This is a genomic window from Niallia sp. CD-39 (assembly GCF_059874745.1).
Window position 1 is genome coordinate 49,252 of the sequence record NZ_JCBCPS010000005.1, and the last position, 18,333, is coordinate 67,584.

14 protein-coding genes are annotated in these 18,333 nt (G+C 37.0%); 7 read left to right on the forward strand and 7 right to left on the reverse strand.

The features are described 5' to 3' along the window. Positions 1–97: 97 nt before the first annotated feature. The gene (gene asnB, locus AC6F34_RS12365; protein WP_500772545.1) at positions 98–1,948 is read right to left on the reverse strand and encodes an asparagine synthase (glutamine-hydrolyzing); all 1,851 of its coding nucleotides are present in this window, start codon (positions 1,946–1,948) and stop codon (positions 98–100) included. 236 nt (positions 1,949–2,184) lie between these two features. Here asnB and AC6F34_RS12370 point away from each other — a divergent pair, with 236 nt between their 5' ends. Beyond that, positions 2,185–2,748, forward strand: a complete 564-nt coding sequence (locus AC6F34_RS12370) for a DUF2777 domain-containing protein (RefSeq protein WP_500772547.1) — start codon at positions 2,185–2,187, stop codon at positions 2,746–2,748. 50 nt (positions 2,749–2,798) lie between these two features. Here the strand turns inward: AC6F34_RS12370 and AC6F34_RS12375 are convergent, their stop codons facing one another. The 4 genes from AC6F34_RS12375 to AC6F34_RS12390 all read right to left on the reverse strand — a co-directional run bounded on the left by AC6F34_RS12375 (position 2,799) and on the right by AC6F34_RS12390 (position 7,871). Then, positions 2,799–4,748 (reverse strand): EAL domain-containing protein, encoded by a 1,950-nt coding sequence (locus AC6F34_RS12375; protein ID WP_500772549.1) that lies wholly within the window; start codon positions 4,746–4,748, stop codon positions 2,799–2,801. A 573-nt stretch (positions 4,749–5,321) separates the two neighbouring features. Beyond that, complete coding sequence (locus AC6F34_RS12380) at positions 5,322–5,681, reverse strand: YisL family protein (RefSeq protein ID WP_500772551.1); 360 nt, start codon at positions 5,679–5,681, stop codon at positions 5,322–5,324. A 117-nt stretch (positions 5,682–5,798) separates the two neighbouring features. Next, positions 5,799–6,671 carry a fumarylacetoacetate hydrolase family protein gene (locus tag AC6F34_RS12385; protein WP_500772553.1) on the reverse strand — a complete coding sequence of 291 codons (873 nt, stop codon included), beginning with the start codon at positions 6,669–6,671 and terminating at the stop codon, positions 5,799–5,801. A gap of 15 nt (positions 6,672–6,686) precedes the next feature. Further along, on the reverse strand, positions 6,687–7,871 hold the full coding sequence (locus AC6F34_RS12390; protein WP_500772555.1) for a DUF418 domain-containing protein: 1,185 nt from the start codon (positions 7,869–7,871) through the stop codon (positions 6,687–6,689). 436 nt (positions 7,872–8,307) lie between these two features. Between AC6F34_RS12390 and AC6F34_RS12395 the strand changes: the two genes are divergently transcribed. The 6 genes from AC6F34_RS12395 to AC6F34_RS12420 all read left to right on the forward strand — a co-directional run bounded on the left by AC6F34_RS12395 (position 8,308) and on the right by AC6F34_RS12420 (position 10,291). Next, complete coding sequence (locus AC6F34_RS12395; protein ID WP_500772557.1) at positions 8,308–8,529, forward strand: spore germination protein; 222 nt, start codon at positions 8,308–8,310, stop codon at positions 8,527–8,529. Between the two features lie 14 nt (positions 8,530–8,543). Beyond that, entirely contained in the window at positions 8,544–8,774 is a 231-nt protein-coding gene (locus tag AC6F34_RS12400) for a spore germination protein GerPB (protein WP_500772559.1), read from the forward strand. A gap of 29 nt (positions 8,775–8,803) precedes the next feature. Then, complete coding sequence (gene gerPC / locus AC6F34_RS12405) at positions 8,804–9,421, forward strand: spore germination protein GerPC (RefSeq protein ID WP_500772561.1); 618 nt, start codon at positions 8,804–8,806, stop codon at positions 9,419–9,421. After that, positions 9,418–9,594, forward strand: coding sequence for a spore germination protein GerPD (locus AC6F34_RS12410; RefSeq protein ID WP_500772563.1), 177 nt, complete (start codon positions 9,418–9,420; stop codon positions 9,592–9,594). Before gerPC ends, AC6F34_RS12410 begins: the two co-directional genes overlap by 4 nt. 4 nt (positions 9,595–9,598) lie before the next feature. After that, complete coding sequence (locus AC6F34_RS12415; RefSeq protein WP_500772565.1) at positions 9,599–10,000, forward strand: spore germination protein GerPE; 402 nt, start codon at positions 9,599–9,601, stop codon at positions 9,998–10,000. A 72-nt stretch (positions 10,001–10,072) separates the two neighbouring features. Then, positions 10,073–10,291, forward strand: a complete 219-nt coding sequence (locus AC6F34_RS12420; RefSeq protein ID WP_500772567.1) for a spore germination protein — start codon at positions 10,073–10,075, stop codon at positions 10,289–10,291. A 398-nt stretch (positions 10,292–10,689) separates the two neighbouring features. On the opposite strand, the gene addA is transcribed toward AC6F34_RS12420, so the two are convergent. Further along, positions 10,690–14,391: a helicase-exonuclease AddAB subunit AddA gene (gene addA / locus AC6F34_RS12425; RefSeq protein WP_500772569.1), complete on the reverse strand. Its 3,702-nt coding sequence runs from the start codon at positions 14,389–14,391 to the stop codon at positions 10,690–10,692. Then, on the reverse strand, positions 14,384–17,872 hold the full coding sequence (gene addB / locus AC6F34_RS12430) for a helicase-exonuclease AddAB subunit AddB (RefSeq protein WP_500772571.1): 3,489 nt from the start codon (positions 17,870–17,872) through the stop codon (positions 14,384–14,386). Before addB ends, addA begins: the two co-directional genes overlap by 8 nt. Positions 17,873–18,333 lie beyond the last annotated feature (461 nt).

Sequence of the window (18,333 nt, forward strand, 5' to 3'; positions counted from 1 at the left end):
CCCTAAAACGTCAAACTAGAAGAAAATATTCAGGATTTATTAATAACGAAAAAATCCTAAGAAGTTTGTATTCCAAACTCTTAGGATCAAACCCTTTTTATGCATCTACTATGTTTACATTATATTCTCTTGCCCAATAATGGATTTGTACTAAATGGGCTAATAATTGTGGACCTGTCATTAACTGACCAAACCATGGCTGTTTAAACGCTGATCCTTTTGATTCAATAATCTGCTGCAGCTTCTCTTGATCAAATAGTTCATGTAGAACGGAATGCTTATCTAGTAAAGACTCTTTCAACATTTGCTGCACCGCATCTGTATATTTTGGATGATGCGTCTTCGGATACGGACTTTTCTTACGGTATAGCACTTCATTAGGGAGTACTCCTTCTAATGCTTTACGCAAAAGTCCCTTCTCACGATTGCCATACATCTTCATTTCCCATGGAATATTCCAAACGTATTCAACAAGGCGATGATCCGCAAAGGGTACTCTTACCTCAAGGCTAGCCCCCATACTCATTCGATCCTTTCGATCTAGTAAAGTTGGCATGAAATAAATCATATTTAAGTAAAATAATTCTCTGCGCCTTGCTTCAAGCTCTGTTTCTCCCTCTAATTGTGGAGTTTCTTTTTTTGCTTCAGTGTATTTTGTCATCATGTATTCATGTAGATTTAATTTATCCTGCCATGATTCCTTTAATAGTCCTTGTCTTAAAGAGACTGACCTCATCCAAGGGAACCCCGCACGATTCAAGTCATCTTCGCGATGAAACCATGGGTATCCACCAAAAATTTCATCAGCACATTCACCGGATAAACTAACGACATAATCTTTCTTAATTTCACGGCAAAACCAAAGTAGCGATGAATCGATGTCAGCCATTCCAGGCAAATCTCTCACTTGAACCGCTTCGTTTAAATAGGCTGCAAGCTCACTTTGACTTATTACACAAGGATGGTGCACTGTTCCAAAGCTTTCTGTCATTTTGTTTATATACGTAACATCTGCATCCGGTTGAAAGTCATTCGCTTTAAAAAAAACATCATTTGCTTCATAGTCAATCGAGTACGTATGCAAGCTACCTTTGTCCTGCTCCCTATAGGCATTCGCGGCGATCGCAGTTATTGCACTTGAGTCTAATCCTCCAGACAAAAAAGTACATAGTGGTACATCAGATACTAATTGTCTCGTAACTGCATCCGTAAATATTGTTTTCACTTGATGAACTGTTTCTTCTAATGTATGCTCATGCACTTTACTTTCTACGTTCCAATATCGCCAGATCTTCAAGCCTTTTCGACTAAATGACATTGCATGTGCGGCTCTCAATTCATGAATACCTCTATAGATTCCAGAACCAGGTGGTTTTGAAGGACCTATTCCTAATAATTCAGCTAACCCGGTACGATCAATCTCTGGTTTCGTATCGGGATGAGCAAGAATCGCCTTTAATTCTGAGCCGAATAATAACTCTTCACCCATATGTTTATAAAATAATGGTTTTACTCCTAAACGATCTCTCCCTAAGAATACTTTTCTCTCCGCTTCATCCCAAATTGCGAAAGCAAAAATTCCATTTAGCTTTTCTATACAATTTTCTCCCCATTCAATATAAGAAGTTAACAAAACCTCTGTATCAGAATGGCCATCAAAAGAATATCCTTTTATAAGGAGATCTTTTCTTAAATCTTCTGTATTGTATAATTCCCCGTTGTAACAGATTGTGAATGTATTTTTGTTGTTTGATTTACTCATAGGTTGCTTGCCACCAGCAGGATCAACTACTATTAATCGCTTGTGTCCAAAAGCTACATGGCGATTCGTCCATATGTTTGTATCATCTGGACCTCGTTTTGATAATGTTTCTGTCATTTTATGGATTGAATGATACTCATCATCTAAATTTCGATCAAAATGGATCCAGCCTGTGATTCCACACATTCTCGCTCACCCTTTCATCATTCTAGATCGTCGAATCGTTTGTATATTACAACTTTACTTGAATGTGTATTAAACAAAAGATTAGGCAGTTTACATGGATTCATTGTATGCAGGCATCAAAAAATGGTTAATTGTCCGGTTCATGTTATAAAACAATGGGAATATGTCAAAAAAGGATGTGTATCTTATAAACCTAAAGCTCACATAAATGGGCTATGAACTATTGGAGGATTTCAATGAATAATGAGCAGCGATCTAAATTATTGGAACGTCAAAATAGAGCTTTTAGTGAAGGGACCGTTGAATATATTAATCAGCAATGGATATTCTTTGATCAGGAAACCGATGAAGCAATTCTTTTAGATGATTTTGAGAGCCAAAACATTGAAGTATTTCGTTATAATAGGTGGAGAAAAGGCATTTTACGTCCAAGTGGAAAGGTCATTTGTGACAATGATATTCTTTTATTGAAAAATGAAGATACTGTACGTATCCGAAAAATGTTGATTTTTTCTTTGGAGAAGCTAGTAGATGAGATGAATGATGATGCATTTTATCAATTTATTACTACACTTAACTCATTAGATTTTTCGATTTACGATTGTTTATACTGTTATAACCAGCTGAATTTCATTCGAAACGAAGAAAGAAAAAGCGGAGTGAATTTTATCATCTTTGATAACCAAGAGCATATCTGTAATGTGCAGCATCATTTTTACTATTTCGAAAGCATTAGTGATCGCTTTGAATTCACTTTAAATAGCGGAAAAAGAATGATCATTGAGAAAATATCTTCATAGAAAATAAAGAAGGTAAGCAAAGTCGCTTTGCGACTTGCTTACCTTCTTCTTTATACAATCCCCTGTTTTAGTCCTTCAACAAACTCATTAGTTGGCACAGGTTTTTGAATATAGAAACCCTGTGCATAATGGCAGTTTAATTCTTTTAACAAGTCAATTTGTTCTTTTGTTTCAACGCCTTCAGCAACTACCTTAACAGCTAAGCCATGTCCCATTGTAATAATAGCTTTCACGATCGCTATATCCGATGTATTTAGACGTAAATTACGAATGAATGAGCGATCAATTTTCAATGTATTAATTGGTAAGTTTTTCAAATAACTTAACGAAGAGTAACCAGTTCCAAAATCATCGACAGACACCTTAACCCCAAGTTTCTGTAATTCTTCCATAACCTTTATGCTGTATTCTAGATCATGAAGCATTGTACTTTCAGTCAACTCAAGGTTTAAATAGGCTGGCTCTAGCCCAGTTTCCTTTAGCGCCTTCTTTACCTTATGAACAAAGTTCTGATGCTGAAATTGAACGGCCGATACATTTACAGAAATCGTAAGCATCCCTAAACCAGCCTTTTGCCATGCTTTATTTTGCATACAGGCAGTATACAAAACCCATGAACCAATATCTACGATTAAACCTGTTTCTTCAGCTAAAGGGATGAAGTCAGAAGGCGGAATTAATCCTAATTCAGGATGATTCCAACGAATTAAGGCTTCACTTCCATATACTTTCCCTGTCTGTAAATCCATTAACGGTTGATAGCATAGGTGAAATTCATCTTTCTTCAGTGCTTTTCGCAAATAGCTTTCTAGCTCAAGTCTAGCCATTGCATGACTGTTCAACTCCGTAGAGAAGAAAATAATGCGATTGCCACCTAATACCTTTGCACGATTCAAAGCAATATCCGCATTTTTAATGAGCCCTTGATTGTCCGAACTATCATTTGGGAAGAAGCTGACACCAGCACTAGCTGTAATAATAAACTCTTGATCATTTAATTGCGTTGGCTTCGAGATTTCTCTCAAAATAATTTTTCCAACATTCATCACCTGTTCCATAGACACTTCTCTTGATAGGACAATGGTGAATTTGTCGCCACCGTAATTACCAAGATACGCTCCTGCTGGGAGAACTCTTTCAATTCGCTCAGACATATCTTTTAAAATCGCATCACCTGTTGCATGACCAAAACCATCATTTATATATTTAAAACGATCAATATCAACAGCCATTACTGCGATTGCTTTTTTCTTTTTCTTTGATTCTTTTATAATAATTTCTAATTGTTCTAGGAATTTAATACGATTGGGCAAGCCTGTTAAAGGATCAAAATAAGAAAGTTGCGCTAATTTATTTTCTATCCTTTTAAGCTCCGTTATGTTCTTCCCTAGACCATAAATTCCAACGGTCTTACCCTCTATTTGGATCGGAATGTTCTTCACTTCATACAGATTTATTTCACCTTTTCTAGAGGGAACCTCAATATGAAATACTTTTTCTTGACCTTTGATCGCTTCAACAAAGTGATGCTTTACACTTTCAACTTCTTTTGGCACAATGTAATCTAGCGCATTTTTACCTAGTACTTCTTCCTGGGAATAACCTATGCTGCTTTCAAACGCTGGATTTACCGATGTAATTTTCCCATACAAGTCAGTAGAATAAACAATATCTGGACTATTCTCAAAAATCGCCATATAGTTTTGTTCCATTATGTTCAACTGCTTTTTTAAATGCAACAATTCCATTCCGTCTGAATAATCATTTACTTCCATCAAAATGATAACTGGTTGTTGAATACCATCAAGAATAAAAGTTTCGATTTGGCCGTTGCGATAATAGGTTCTTAGGAGACGTTCAATCTCTCTGAATTGTTCAGAGTGCTCATCTCTCACCATAATGTGAACATACTGATTGGCTAACTGTTCTGTTGAAAATTCACTTATCCGTAAAACTAATTCATCAATGGATTCGTATTTGATTTGATGTAAGATTCTCATAGTAACCACCACTGTATCCGTATTATTTATAGACCTATATTCAAGCTTTAAAGAAGTACAATTATACCCTAAAGGTATCTTTCAGTGATGATTAAGTCTTGCTGTTCCCAAACGGCTTAGGTATAAAGAAATAATTATTTCTGTTTCTGAATTAAAAATAACATATTTATAGTTCATTTGACATATTATTTTGGAAAAACATTTTCATTTTTAAAAATACTGACACGTTTTTTCCACTATTTTCCCTAAGAAAAGCATAGAGCTTCTATTAACCCTTCTACTACTCCCAACAGTATGAATGCGTGAATTTCAGCAGAATACTTTCTAATATTTATTTTATTAATATAAAATCTTTACGTAAATATTAGTGATTTCGTCACAAAATATAATCTACGATTTTCCTTACAGGTCGACGCTTTCTAGCAGCCAATTCAAAAGTCGCAGTCTACACTCTAGTGAATTTATTGCTTACATACCACAAAAAAAGATATAAGTTGTGTGCGATCTCAAAAAAAAATAGCTTTGACGATTTATAGATCGTCAAAGCCATTCATGCTTTTCTGTTGGACTATCTTAACCGAAAGGGCTAAATCCAAGCGGCAAGCTTAAGCCTAGGTATAGCACAAGAATAAATGCAATCGCAAACTGTGCCCATGCCCCTGTCGTACTTTTTCCTTTTCCATTGCGGACAAGAACCATCTCCATTGCACCAATGACCCATACACCAACAAGAGTCTTCACCCAGTACATTGCTGTTGGATCGATTGCTAATAAGATGAGAATGCCCGTTAAGAGGATAAGGATGTAAAAAACTCGCAAAATCATATGAACAATTTTAGCTGCTTTTGCCTTCCCGGCTTTTTGCATACCTAATGCAACAAAAAACAAAATAACTGCCAGTACCCATGCAGTAATATGCATATGAGTATTCATATCAATCTCTCCTTCAAACTTCATTCGAAATCATTCTACCATAACAAGCAGTGAAAGTCCTAAGATAACAATGCTAATATGGAAAATAGTTTTTCTTCCAAATACTAGTACCGGAATTTATTCAATCGTGCTCGTAAGTGTGCCAATTTCTTCAATTTCAATTTCTACAAGATCACCAGCTTTTAAAAATTTAGGTGGATTAAAACCTTTCCCTACTCCTGCTGGGGTGCCTGTTGCAATGATGTCTCCTGGCTCCAATGTCATTCCTTTTGAAATCGTTTCGATGATGACATCAATTGGAAAAATCAAATCTTTCGTATTCCCATCTTGACGAAGCTCTCCGTTCACTTTCGTTTGAACCGATAATGCACCAGGGTTATTCACCGCTGATTTGTGCACAATCCATGGTCCTATTGGACATGTTGCATCCAGACTTTTTCCAAGGAAGAATTGCTTATGGTTCTTTTGTAAATCTCTTGCTGTAACATCATTTACGATTGTGTATCCGAATACATGGTCCATCGCAGATTCTTTTTTAATAGCACGCCCTTCTTTTCCAATGACGATCGCTAATTCTCCTTCGTAATCCAGCTGGCTCGTTATCTCTTGATGAGAAGGCACAGGCTGATTAGGTCCAATCACGGTTGTTGGTGCCTTTGTAAAGATCATAATGTGCTCTGGAATGTCATCCTTGCTGCCCATTTCAATTGCATGCTCAGCATAATTCTTCCCAACACAGAAGATGTTTTTCAACGGTCTTGGTATTGGTGCAAGAAGCTCTACATCGTGGAAGTCGATTAGTGATGAGTCTTCAACTTTTCCACTAATTGATTCAAGCTCTTTTAAATAATCAGCTTCATTTTGAATAAGAGCAATCATGTCTGATGGAGCAGTTTGAAACACCTTTTGTAATGGAAGTACCTTTTTACCCTCACCATAAATCATCCCTAATTCTATTTTTCCATTAAATTGATATGTAATAAATTTCATGTTGCTTCCTCCTTATTATCCTCTTTTCAATTTCGGCTTTTTCAAGTATGTTACAAATCTCCATCCCCACTCGAATGGACCATATCGGAAGCGCTTCATCCAATAATAACTAAAGATGATTTGCAATATGTAAATGGCGATCACAATCCCTGTCCCAGTTAATACAGACATTTCATTATATAAACCGATTCCATACCCATAAAAGATAAAGGAGCAGAGAATGGATTGTGTTAAATAATTCGTCAATGACATTTTCCCTACATAAGATAATGGCATGAGCCACTTTTTAAACGAGGAATGTGCAATTGCAGTTATCCCTAGACCATAAGCAATCGCTTGTAGTGGTCCACCAAACATGTCCTGAAAAAAGATAGTAGCTGTATTCATAGATCCAAAGTATGGCAACAATTTGAAGGATGTCCCAACGAATAAGAAGACTGTCACCATAATTAGAATGCTCCTCTTATGCGTTTCAAAATGTTCAATCAACTTCAGCTTCGCAGCACCTGCACCAATCATGAATAGCGGTAAAATTGTGAAAAGCAAAATAAAAAAAGTACCGATATTATTCGCATACGTCCAATCAGCCACTCGTTGAGTTGTCACGTCTGCAAAACTTGCACTCTTGTAACCTTCTATTGAGCTTTGAATCATAGCTGGCTGTTCAATTGAAAGCTCCTCAGCTGGTACAAAAGCTGAAGCAGCTAGTATTAATAAGCCGATTAATAGATTTGGAACGATATATATGCTTGTACCTGTTAATAGCAAAGCTTTTCCACTTAGCTTTAAAAATGGGATCAGTATAAAAGCAAACACTGCATAAACAAATAAAATATCGCCATACCAAATGAATAGACCATGTAATAGCCCAATAATTAGTAAGAACAAAAACCTACGAGAAGCAATAAGATTAAACTTCCCACCTCTAGCTCCGATTCGTTCATAAAGAATAACCGCTCCATAGCCAAATAACATTGCGAATAATGGATAAAAACTTGCTTGAACAAAAACATCAATAAATGCATAGGTAGATTGATCCGCTGTCGCTGTCCACCAAGTCATAGGATCAATATAAGAAAATGGAGAATGAAAAGAAAGCATATTCACAAGGAAGATTCCTAAAATTGCGAAACCTCTCACGATATCTAAGGAATCAATGCGTTCATTATGTATCATTCGATTGTTTAACACTCCTTTCACACGTCTACTACCATTCTAGAAGATATGACAATTAATTGTCTATAAAGAAAGCTTCATAAATATACCTATTTTATAGATTAAAGGATAATCTTAAATTATTTGAGTATGTAGAGAAATTCGATTTACGAATTACTTACATGTTTTTAGTCCTATTTTTAAAACTGGATCAACCCCATAGCATATCTTGAAAGCACTTTGTTAGATAAGACAGACAGCAGAATGAAGACACGAATAGAACACATGGTCCATGAAGGAACTATCTAGATGAAGTAGCTTTTGTTAACATCCAGTTGGGTCTCCTTACTCTTTCCTTGATGAATTTCGTTGCACTTTGTCTTTATTTTGGGCGCAGGAATCACATATTGGGCTTTGGGTCATAAGATAACAGTAAATCATCAACGATGAGTGAAATCTACTTACAAAGGATGTTTTTTCAATGCCAGCAATCGTAGGATTCGCCCAAGTCATTTCTATAGGAAGTAGTTCTATCTTTAATATTGGGGATGTTTATAAAATCATGCCAATCTCATCAGCGAAAACTTTTGCCGGTGCAGGTTCATTTAATACCGGTGATAATTTAAATGTTTACAATCAATATAGCTCAACGAATACGAATGATCCTGATAATATCGACCAAGGCATTATTCTTAACGTATAGAGGATGAGAACATCATGAACTTTTATATTCAACAATCAATTCATATACACTCGATTAAAATTGGAGGAGTATCCAACTCCTCTGTTTTTCAAATCGGAAGTGCTGGAATCATTAAGCCTGCAGCCTTTTTATATAATACAGGTGGATTTACTGAAATTGCACCAGATTATGAGGCAGGAAATATTGTGAGCGACTTTTCTGCTCCAACCCCTTTTGTTCCATTAATTGCACCATCAAAAGCATAATCATATAACTTGGATGTGAGGTGATTCCTTTGAATCAAGAAATCTATCAATATTTGTATCAAATGCAATCGTATATTCAAGCTCAGGACGCACGCATTACTAGGTTAGAGCGAAAATTAATGAAGATGGAAGAAGAAATGAAAAATGTTCAAGGAAGAACACCAATCCATGTTGAACGAATTGAATACAAGTTTGATCAATTAAAGGTAGAAACATTAGAAGGTACACTGAATATCGGCCTAAATCCGTCAGACTTACAAAATGATATTGAGGAGTTTTCTGTCGATCAAAAGAATGTGAATGTCCCTCCGAACCCCAAAGCTTATATGCAGCAAACAATGGGAATCGAAGACTCTATGTATAAATACTTAGAATCTGATCTGCCTAAGTTAATCAATGAAGCCCAATTAAAAACTGGAAATGAACTTGATGAATCCTATTACACCTTTATAAAAGACGATATTACAAAACAAATGCCACAACGAATTGAGTTTTACATTAAACAGCAACAACAAGCAAATAAAGATCTTTCAAGCGAAGAAGTTCAACAAGAAATTGTTACACAGCTTCAAAGAGAAATTACTAACGGAGTGGATGCTTTCATTCGAAATATTCCAGATAATATGAAAGGAACGAAAAACACATGATTTATCAAGTCTATAATCGAGAGCTTTGTGTTGGTGAGATTCGCGTAGTAGGTGTATCGAGCTCATCAGTATTACTTGTCGGAGACACACAAACAATCCAGCTCGCTTCAACCTTTGATACTCCTCCCGATTCATTAATTATCGGTCCAGTCGTTCCGCTAACACCGGAGTGAGTTTATGTTCCGTCGAACATCCGTCGTTGACTATTTAACCGTTGATACCCTTTCTTTCTCAACAATTTTAGAAATTGGCGATTCCAGTCATATACATGGCTATTCTTATGCACTCGCTGTTCAAAGGAGATATGCTAACTTCTTAGCAAAAGAAGGAAACTTCATGGTTTATCCAACTTTTAGAGAAAGCATCCCCATTCCTATGATTGAAGAAAAACTCGATACAATTACAACGAACTTAAAGCCGATAATTAAAGTTAATAAGATTGATATAATTGGAGGCTCATCCTCCTCCGTTATCCAAGTAGGCAATAACCAAGACATTCTGTTGGAAACAAAGATTAAGCATATTCGTCAAATACACTCTGAAAAAGAAGATAATGGGCCGATAATTCCTTTAGGATAAAAGATTTTGTCACAATAAGCCTAAGAGTTACATTGAATAGAAGAAGACTGCCTAATCTTGAGGAGGGTTTACATGCCTGCAATAGTTGGTCCGGTTCAGATCTTTACTGTTACAGATGGCATTGTTCAATTCGGAGATTCTCTATTTATTTCTCCAAAGTCAAACGCAAAAAGCAATACAGGTTCTGGAGCAGCAAATACCGCTGGAATCGTCATCACAAACAATGCAATTAATGCAAGCAACGTACTGGATACAAGCTTAATTGACCAACCGACCGTTGGGAATAATTAAGAAAGCTAGAAGTCGTCAGCATATCAACGGGGGATATTAACGCCAAATCGCGTGGCATATTAGCCTGATCCACGTTTCTGCTGGCCCAATGTATATAACGAAATTTTATGCTTTTCTTCTTTTCAAAAAAGACCTCTAAAAGGTTTTTCCTTTAGAGGTCTGAGATTGTAGACAAAGTCGATTTCTGACATTGTCTACATTTTTTTAGGACTTATTAATAATAGATAAAACTCACAGACTGTCTTGAAAACGCTTGTCAGACTAGGCGTGCAGTCAAGTGAAGACCCGAATAGAACAGTTGGTTCATGAGGGGGCTTTGATGCCAAACAACGACGTATGCATGCGTTTGTCAACAGTCTGAGACCTCTAAAAGGTTTTTCCTTTAGAGGTCTTTTTGCTTAAAGTGGCACGATGATGCCACCGTCGAACAAATATAAGTACCGTTCCGTGATCTTTTTATTTAGGATGCCTTCAATTGCTTCTTGATATAAGTCCATTTGAACTTCATACCTCTTCGTGATCACAGTTTCCATTTGGTCTTTACTAGTAAAGCGACCGGTCACTTGATCTGTTTTGTAATCAAGTAGGACGAGGCCATCCTTGTCCTCAAACAAACAATCGACAATCCCTTGAATCAGTATGCTCTCTCCTTCTTGTGATTGAAGAGTATATGTGAACGGAACTTCTTTCTTAATCCAATCTGCACGCTTCATTCTTTCTGCCAAATCGCTCCCATAAAAATCAACAATCTGCTCTGCTGAAAGACTTGCTCTTAGCTCAGCTTCTATTAATTCTTTCTGTACAAGATCATCAAAAAATAGTTCCATCTCATTAATGGTTGGCACTGTAGAAAAGTCGAGATGCTGCATGACCATATGCATTGCTGTACCGCGCTCAGCAGGTGTAACTTGCTTCTCCTGCATGAATTTCGGACGATCAAACAATGGCTTTCTAATCGAAGTCACAAGCTCTTGTGCACTTGCTTCATCTGAATAAATTTCCCGTTGCCTTTTGATCTCTGAAACAGATTGCTTCGAGCGAATTTGCGTCGATGCTTTATTAGGATAGCTCCAAGAAAGTCTTTTTTTTATTTCATCCACATAATTTGAAAGAACTGGCACCTTCTTCTGTTCTTCTATATGTGAGAGGAGATTTATTTGATCATACAGCTTTTCTTCAATGAATTCATTCAGTTCAGTCCTATAAATTTTTTTTATTGCCCATGACGAACGATGATTAACAATTTCCGCTGAGAGCATCGAACTTCTATATACATCAAAAAATTCATTCTGATGATGACGAACTAAAGCTGGTCCAAGCCAGTCGATATACGCCTTTGCTGCTGAACGGTCATAATCATCAAGCAACCACTCTGAACGACTTCCAACATGAACCCATTCATCTAATTTCTTTTCAACATTTTTTAAAGATGCAAGTAAATACACCTTCTCTTTTGCCCTTGTTAAGGCAACATACAGTACACGCATTTCTTCAGCAAGTAATTCCATCTTCTTTTTTCGTTTAAATGCAAGCTGTGGCAACGTTTGATACGTTAATCTTTTTTCAATGTTTACGTATTTTGAGGCGAACCCAAATTCCTTATCAAGCATGAACGACTTTCTTAGATCCATCACATTGAACTGTCTTGATAATCCACCAATGAATACAAATGGAAACTCCAAGCCTTTACTGCTATGAATCGTCATGATTCGAACAACATCCTCTTGCTCTCCAAGCGCTCTTGCAGCTCCAAGGTCATCTCCTCGTTCACGCATTCTTTCAACAAATCGTAAAAATCGGAACAAACCACGAAACGATGTTGATTCATATTGTCTCGCTCGATCATATAATGCACGTAGATTCGCCTGCCTTTGCTTTCCTCCAGGCATTCCGCCAACAAAATCAAAAAATCTTGTCTCACGATAAAGCTGCCAAATAAGCTCTGCTAAAGCACCTTGTCTCGCCATTCTTCTCCATTCTGGCAAGCGCTCATTCAACATTGACAATTTTTCAATCGTTTCCTCAAATCGAGATGAGTGCAAATGCTTTGCATAGAAAGTTTTTAGTGCTTCATAAAATGAGCCTTTTTTTTGTTCGATGCGAATTGAAGCTAATTCGTCTGCAGATAACCCGACAATTGGAGAACGAAGTACGGAAGCAAGTGCAATATCTTGATATGGATTGTCAATTACCTTCAACAATGACATCATAATAGCCACCTCAGTTGCTTCAAAATAGCCGGAAGAAAGGTTCGCATAAACTGGAATTCCTTGTTTTTTGAACTCATCCATAATTGTAGGTGCCCATGTCATAGATCTTAAAAGAATGACAATGTCTCGATATTTAGCCGGCTTGGTAGCGCTTGTTTTCGTTTGGTACACTTCATGACGATTACCAATGATTTCTTTAATCTTACCAGCCATTAACCGCGCCTCTATTTGGGCTTGATTTAAGTCCTCTTCTTCAAATTCATCCTCTTCATTGCTCTCTGCTTCTTCAAGATCAACAAGCAATAATTCTATTGGAAATTGTTTATCAGTAGGGTACGGAGCACCAACCTTTAAAGCAGCTGCCTCATCGTATTCGATTTCGCCGACATTTGTCCCCATTATTTGCTTAAATAGATAGTTCGTCCCCTCCAACACTTCATACCGACTTCGGAAGTTCCTAGATAAATCGATTCTTAACCCTGCTTGATCACCATCTTGCTTAAAACGTAAATATTTCCCGAGAAAGAGGTTAGGTTCCGCTAATCGAAAACGATAAATGGACTGCTTTACATCCCCTACCATAAATAGATTACCTTCTGCCTCATTTTCTTTTGTCACGAGATTAAGAATCGATTCTTGAACCATGTTTGTATCTTGATATTCATCAACTAAGACTTCAATAAAGTGATTTTTAAAATGAAGTGCTGCTTCAGATGGATTACCCTCATCGTTTTGTAAAATCGAAAGACAATAATGTTCTAGGTCAGCAAAGTCAACTATGCCCTTTTCCTTTTTTACAGCTGAAAATAAACTCGAGAATTTCTCTACTAGCGCACATAGAGTTACAATACTTGGCTTCATTTCAATCATATCTTGAATGAATCGCTCTGGACTTCTTGAGAAGAATTCTTTTTGGACATCCTCCAAAATTTTCTTGGCACGATCTCTAAGTTTTTTTGCTCGATCTACTAGTTGCGGGTCATATTCGTCCCCTTTACAAACCTTTAATCGACCAAAACTCCAACTATTCATCGCCTCATATGAAGACTGCCAGCTTTCATCAAGAGCGTTGATCAGTATTTTTACTACTTCAAGGTCATTCACAAAATTCTCTGCTCTTGGAGCTGGTCCACCTGGTTCCTTAGACAAATGTAAAGCCTGCTCCAACAAGTTTTTTGCTCCACTTAATTGAATCTTCATATCCTCCATTAAGAATGAATAAAATGGAAGCTCACCAATCGGCTTGTCCAATTCAATATCGTACATATCTTGAATCATTTGCAAATACAATCTTGGCAAAGGATTCGATTGCGCAAAATCATATAATTCCCCAATAATCATCTGTAGTCCTAGGTCGTTACGATCATTCGTATACATATCGACCAAATTAAAAAAAGAATCATTTCCCTCTAGTCCATATTCAGCTTCAAATAATTCGTCCATTACTTCATCTCGAAGCAATTGAATCTCTGCATCGTTCGCTATACGAAAACTTGGGTCAATATCAATTAAATAATAATACTTTCTGATTGTTTCTAAGCAAAAGGAATGAAGAGTTGAAATAGATGCTTTATTTAATAAAGTGAGCTGCTTCTTCAAATGTAAAGAACTAGGATTCTTATCGATTTCCTTCTCCAATGCTTCACCAATTCGGTGACGCATTTCTGCTGCGGAGGCATTTGTAAACGTAACGACCAATAATTGATCAACATTGATTGGATCTACTTCATTGATCAATTTATGAATGATTCTTTCTACTAGTACAGCTGTTTTTCCTGAACCTGCAGCTGCCGCAACTAGAATATTTTTATCCTTAGCATGAATGGCTTTCCACTGATCCTCTGTCCAAGTAACCCCCTCTGGCTTAATTGGTATGTTTAAGTTACTCATTGTTTGCAACCTCCCCTCTAATCATTTCCATCATTTCCTGTTTGGACTTAGTGGGTATATTTCGGTATTGATTTGTTTCAAGACCTTCATCAAATTGACAGACAGACTTATAAGAACAAAAAGTGCATGGAATTTTTTCTTGCAGTTTATATGGTGAAATCGTCGTGTTACCCTTCACAATTTCATTTCCAGTATCCATAAACTTTCTTCGTACGAACGTTCTTAACGTTGAAAATTCGTCTTTCGTTGCAACTTTTGATCGTTTCGATAATGTACCATCTGTTTTAATTCCTGCAGAAATAATAGAGGAATCTCCTTTTTCCAACGTTTGATCCATTAAACGGACAACATGTTCATCCCCAAGTAGAAGTCCCTGCATTTTAAATCTCTTAATAATCTCTTCTTCCAATTCATCATCAGTCAGCAGTTTACTCGATTGAATCATTGGATTATGCACATGAAAATAGAGAACACCAGCGGGATCTGCATCTGTTCCAATAAGTTTATTAGCATGTGTGATGACAATATCCAAATAGGTTAGCATCTGCAACGATAACCCGTGATACACTTCATTCAAGTTTAAATCCTTCGCACTTGATTTATAATCGATTACACGTAAAAAAGAGCGCGAGCCATCGCTTCCAGAATCAACTCGATCAATTCGACCGACTAACTCCATCTTTCTGCCTTTTTGTAATGGCAATTGGACAGAAGGCATTTCTCCTTTTGGTCCGAACCCTAATTCTAGACCGATTGGTGCAAAACCACTCGCTCTCGCATGCTCACTTAATACAAAAGAAGCACGACTGATCACATTTTTAAGCTTTTTCTTTATATAATGATAACGATTTGAACTGAGTAAAATTTCATGCTGCAATCTTGGAGCTAAGCTCTCTACTGCCTCTTCTGCCAGCTTGTCACATTCACGCCTAGTCATTTCCTTCCAAGAACGTTGATTTGTCGTAATCGTGTCAGATATATACTTCAGCGCAGCATGGAATAGTTCACCAATATCCGGTGCTTCGAGACGATAAACTTTCCTCTCCGCGAGCTTCAGTCCGTGCTGTGCGAAGTGCGAAAACGGGCAACTATGGAATAACTCCATTCTTGAAACACTCGCTTGAATGTCTTCGCCGTAAAGCTCTTTTGTCACTTCATCATTTAATAGAGGAGATTTATTTTCATAGAACAGGCTTGATAACACTTTTTTTGTATTTGATTTCCAATTCTCATTCGATAAATACTCATTATAAACATCCCACCATAAATCATAAATCGGGTATTCTTTTTTATATTGCTGTAATTGTGAAGTCAAGTACGTTAAGGCAGTATTCATATGAGTGACATACTCCAACTGCTCGATTTCACTCAATTCAAACGGATCTGTCATGTAATACATGATTTGCGCATTTGGCAATAAATCATGCATCCTTTTAATAAATGGAGAAGGCATGAGTGCTTTTCCATCGTCATTTGCAATTGGATAAGATAAATACAACAAATGAGTTGGTGTTGTAAATGCTCTATATGCCAAAAATTCCTCATCGAGTAACTTTGTGCTGGAGCTAGGTGCAAGAACTAAGCCGTTTGTGCTTAATCGTTCGCGGTCAGCATCAGCGAGAACGCCATCTTCTGGAAACTTAGCTGGAAATACACCTTCATTCATTCCTAACACAAACACAGCCTTCACATCAGATAAGCGTGAACGTTCCACATCTGCGATGATGACTTGGTCAATCGCTGGTGGTAATAATGAGAAGTTTAAAGATTCTAGTCCACTGTCTATAATCGATGCGAACATCGATAAATCGATTTCATCCTCTCCAAGTATCTCTACATATTGATCGAATAATTCAATCACTGCATTCCATGCTTGTTCATGTTCCCTTGCCTTTGTTAATTGTCCGACTTCATCGTCTCTTATCATCCATTGCTCTATTTTTGAAGGAACTTCTAATTCTTCTAGCAATAAATAGATGGCTTCACAAAATTGTTTTCCTGAACTAGCCTTTTTTAACCTTCTTGCTAAACGTTGTAAAGGAGTGACAATCATGTCTCTTAAACTGTTGATCTCATTTTCAATTTCTCTTTCATCATCAGTCTGTGGGAAATCTTCAACCTCTAGCCCTCTAATACGGCGATACGTCCATCGATCTTTTTTTGTCCAACGGCTCCCTTTAACACCGTACGCGAGCACATAGTTTTCTAGGCGATCCATTTGCTCTCGCAATGAATTTTGGTCTTCGTTCATTGGGTATAATAGCTCGGTTTTAACAAGACGGAAGATCGGCTCATAACTCCAATGACCGTTAATCACCTCTAGGCTAGATCGGATCAATTCAATGATTGGATGATTCATCATCGTTTGCTTCTGATCGATGAAAAATGGAACTTCATAGTCTTCGAATATCGTTTGGATTAAATCTTGATAAACGGCGCTATTTCTTAATAGGATTGCTACATCCTTATATTGATATTGCTCTTCACGCATTAACTTTTGGATTTCCCTTGCGACTCCTTCAATTTCAGCACGGCGATTAACCGCTTGGATAAACTGGACCGCTTCGGCTTCATTTGTAGGAATTGCTGGTCTCTTATCAAAGTTTTTTTCAATATGGTGTAATGAAGGATGACTAAAACGATGCCCTTCGATCAGTTGCTCTACATGAATCTCTTTTCCTGCCCTTCTTGCTACCTCATGCAGTTGCAAACTTGTTTCTCCTGTCATGCGAAATAGATGGAGATCACGAGGCAGGTGATTCGTAAATGGTTGGTCTAGTGTAAGAGCAATTGTTACGCTTTTGCATCGTTTCATTAATTGATCAATGATCATGTATTCCTGTGGTGTAAAGCTGTGAAAACCGTCTATGTATATTTCTGATTGCTGTAAGTAAGACGACTTTTCTGCCATAGTTGCAAATAAGCGAAAGTAGTCTTCTGAATCCACATACTTACCTGCAAGTGACTGTTCAAACTTTGTATAAATCAGCTCGAGATCATGCATTTTGGCTACGAGCGATTCATTCCCCTCGGCTGCTGAAAGTTCTTCCATTTGTTGTGATAAATGATCTGCTTCAACACAATATCGCTTGAACTCAGTCATCATTTGTTCCATATGCTGAATAAAGCCGTGCTTGTCACTTGCTTTTGTAAAGAGCTTCAACTCGGATTTCTTCTCTTCAATGATTTTGCGGATGAGCATATTGATTCCAGTCGAATGTATATGTTTACGACTCAAACCACCTGTTTCTTGAAGCACTCTCCACGCTAATCTCGTAAATGAATAGACTTGTCCACGAATCATCCCTTTTAAATCTGAGGATGAGAATAATTTTTGTTCAGATAAAAACGTCATTTGCTCAGGAACTAAATAAATGAATGGGTGCCCATCAGGCTTTTCAATTAACTTCTCACGCATTTCAGCTAACATTTTGCTCGTCTTTCCCGTACCTGAGCGTCCTATTATTAGTCGAATCGACATGATATCACCTACCTATTTCTACAAAATCTCCTACATTCATAATAGCCATCTTTTCTTTTCCTAACAAATATATTAAGTTTTAGTATATCGATTAGATTTAACATCATCAAATTTTTCTCTTGTGACATATAAACGTTAACCACAGACAAAGGATGAGTTTTTATCTAATACTATATAAAAAAAATTCGAGAACATTTCGTCTCGAACGCAAAAGGTCAATGATATTGTTGGTTGGTATTCTACTTTTAATAATTGCTTTTTGAATTTGCCCACATGTGTATTTGGGAATCAGTTAGAACAATAAATTATCTTGGTAATTTATACGCTCCTAATGATTGTAAGCAATACTCATTTAACGCATATTCTGAACATGCTTTCTAAGATAGATAAGTTGCAATGCCTCACAGCCTATATTCGAATTCCAGCTTCAAGATGACGATCCGTTCCATTTATTTAGTTTG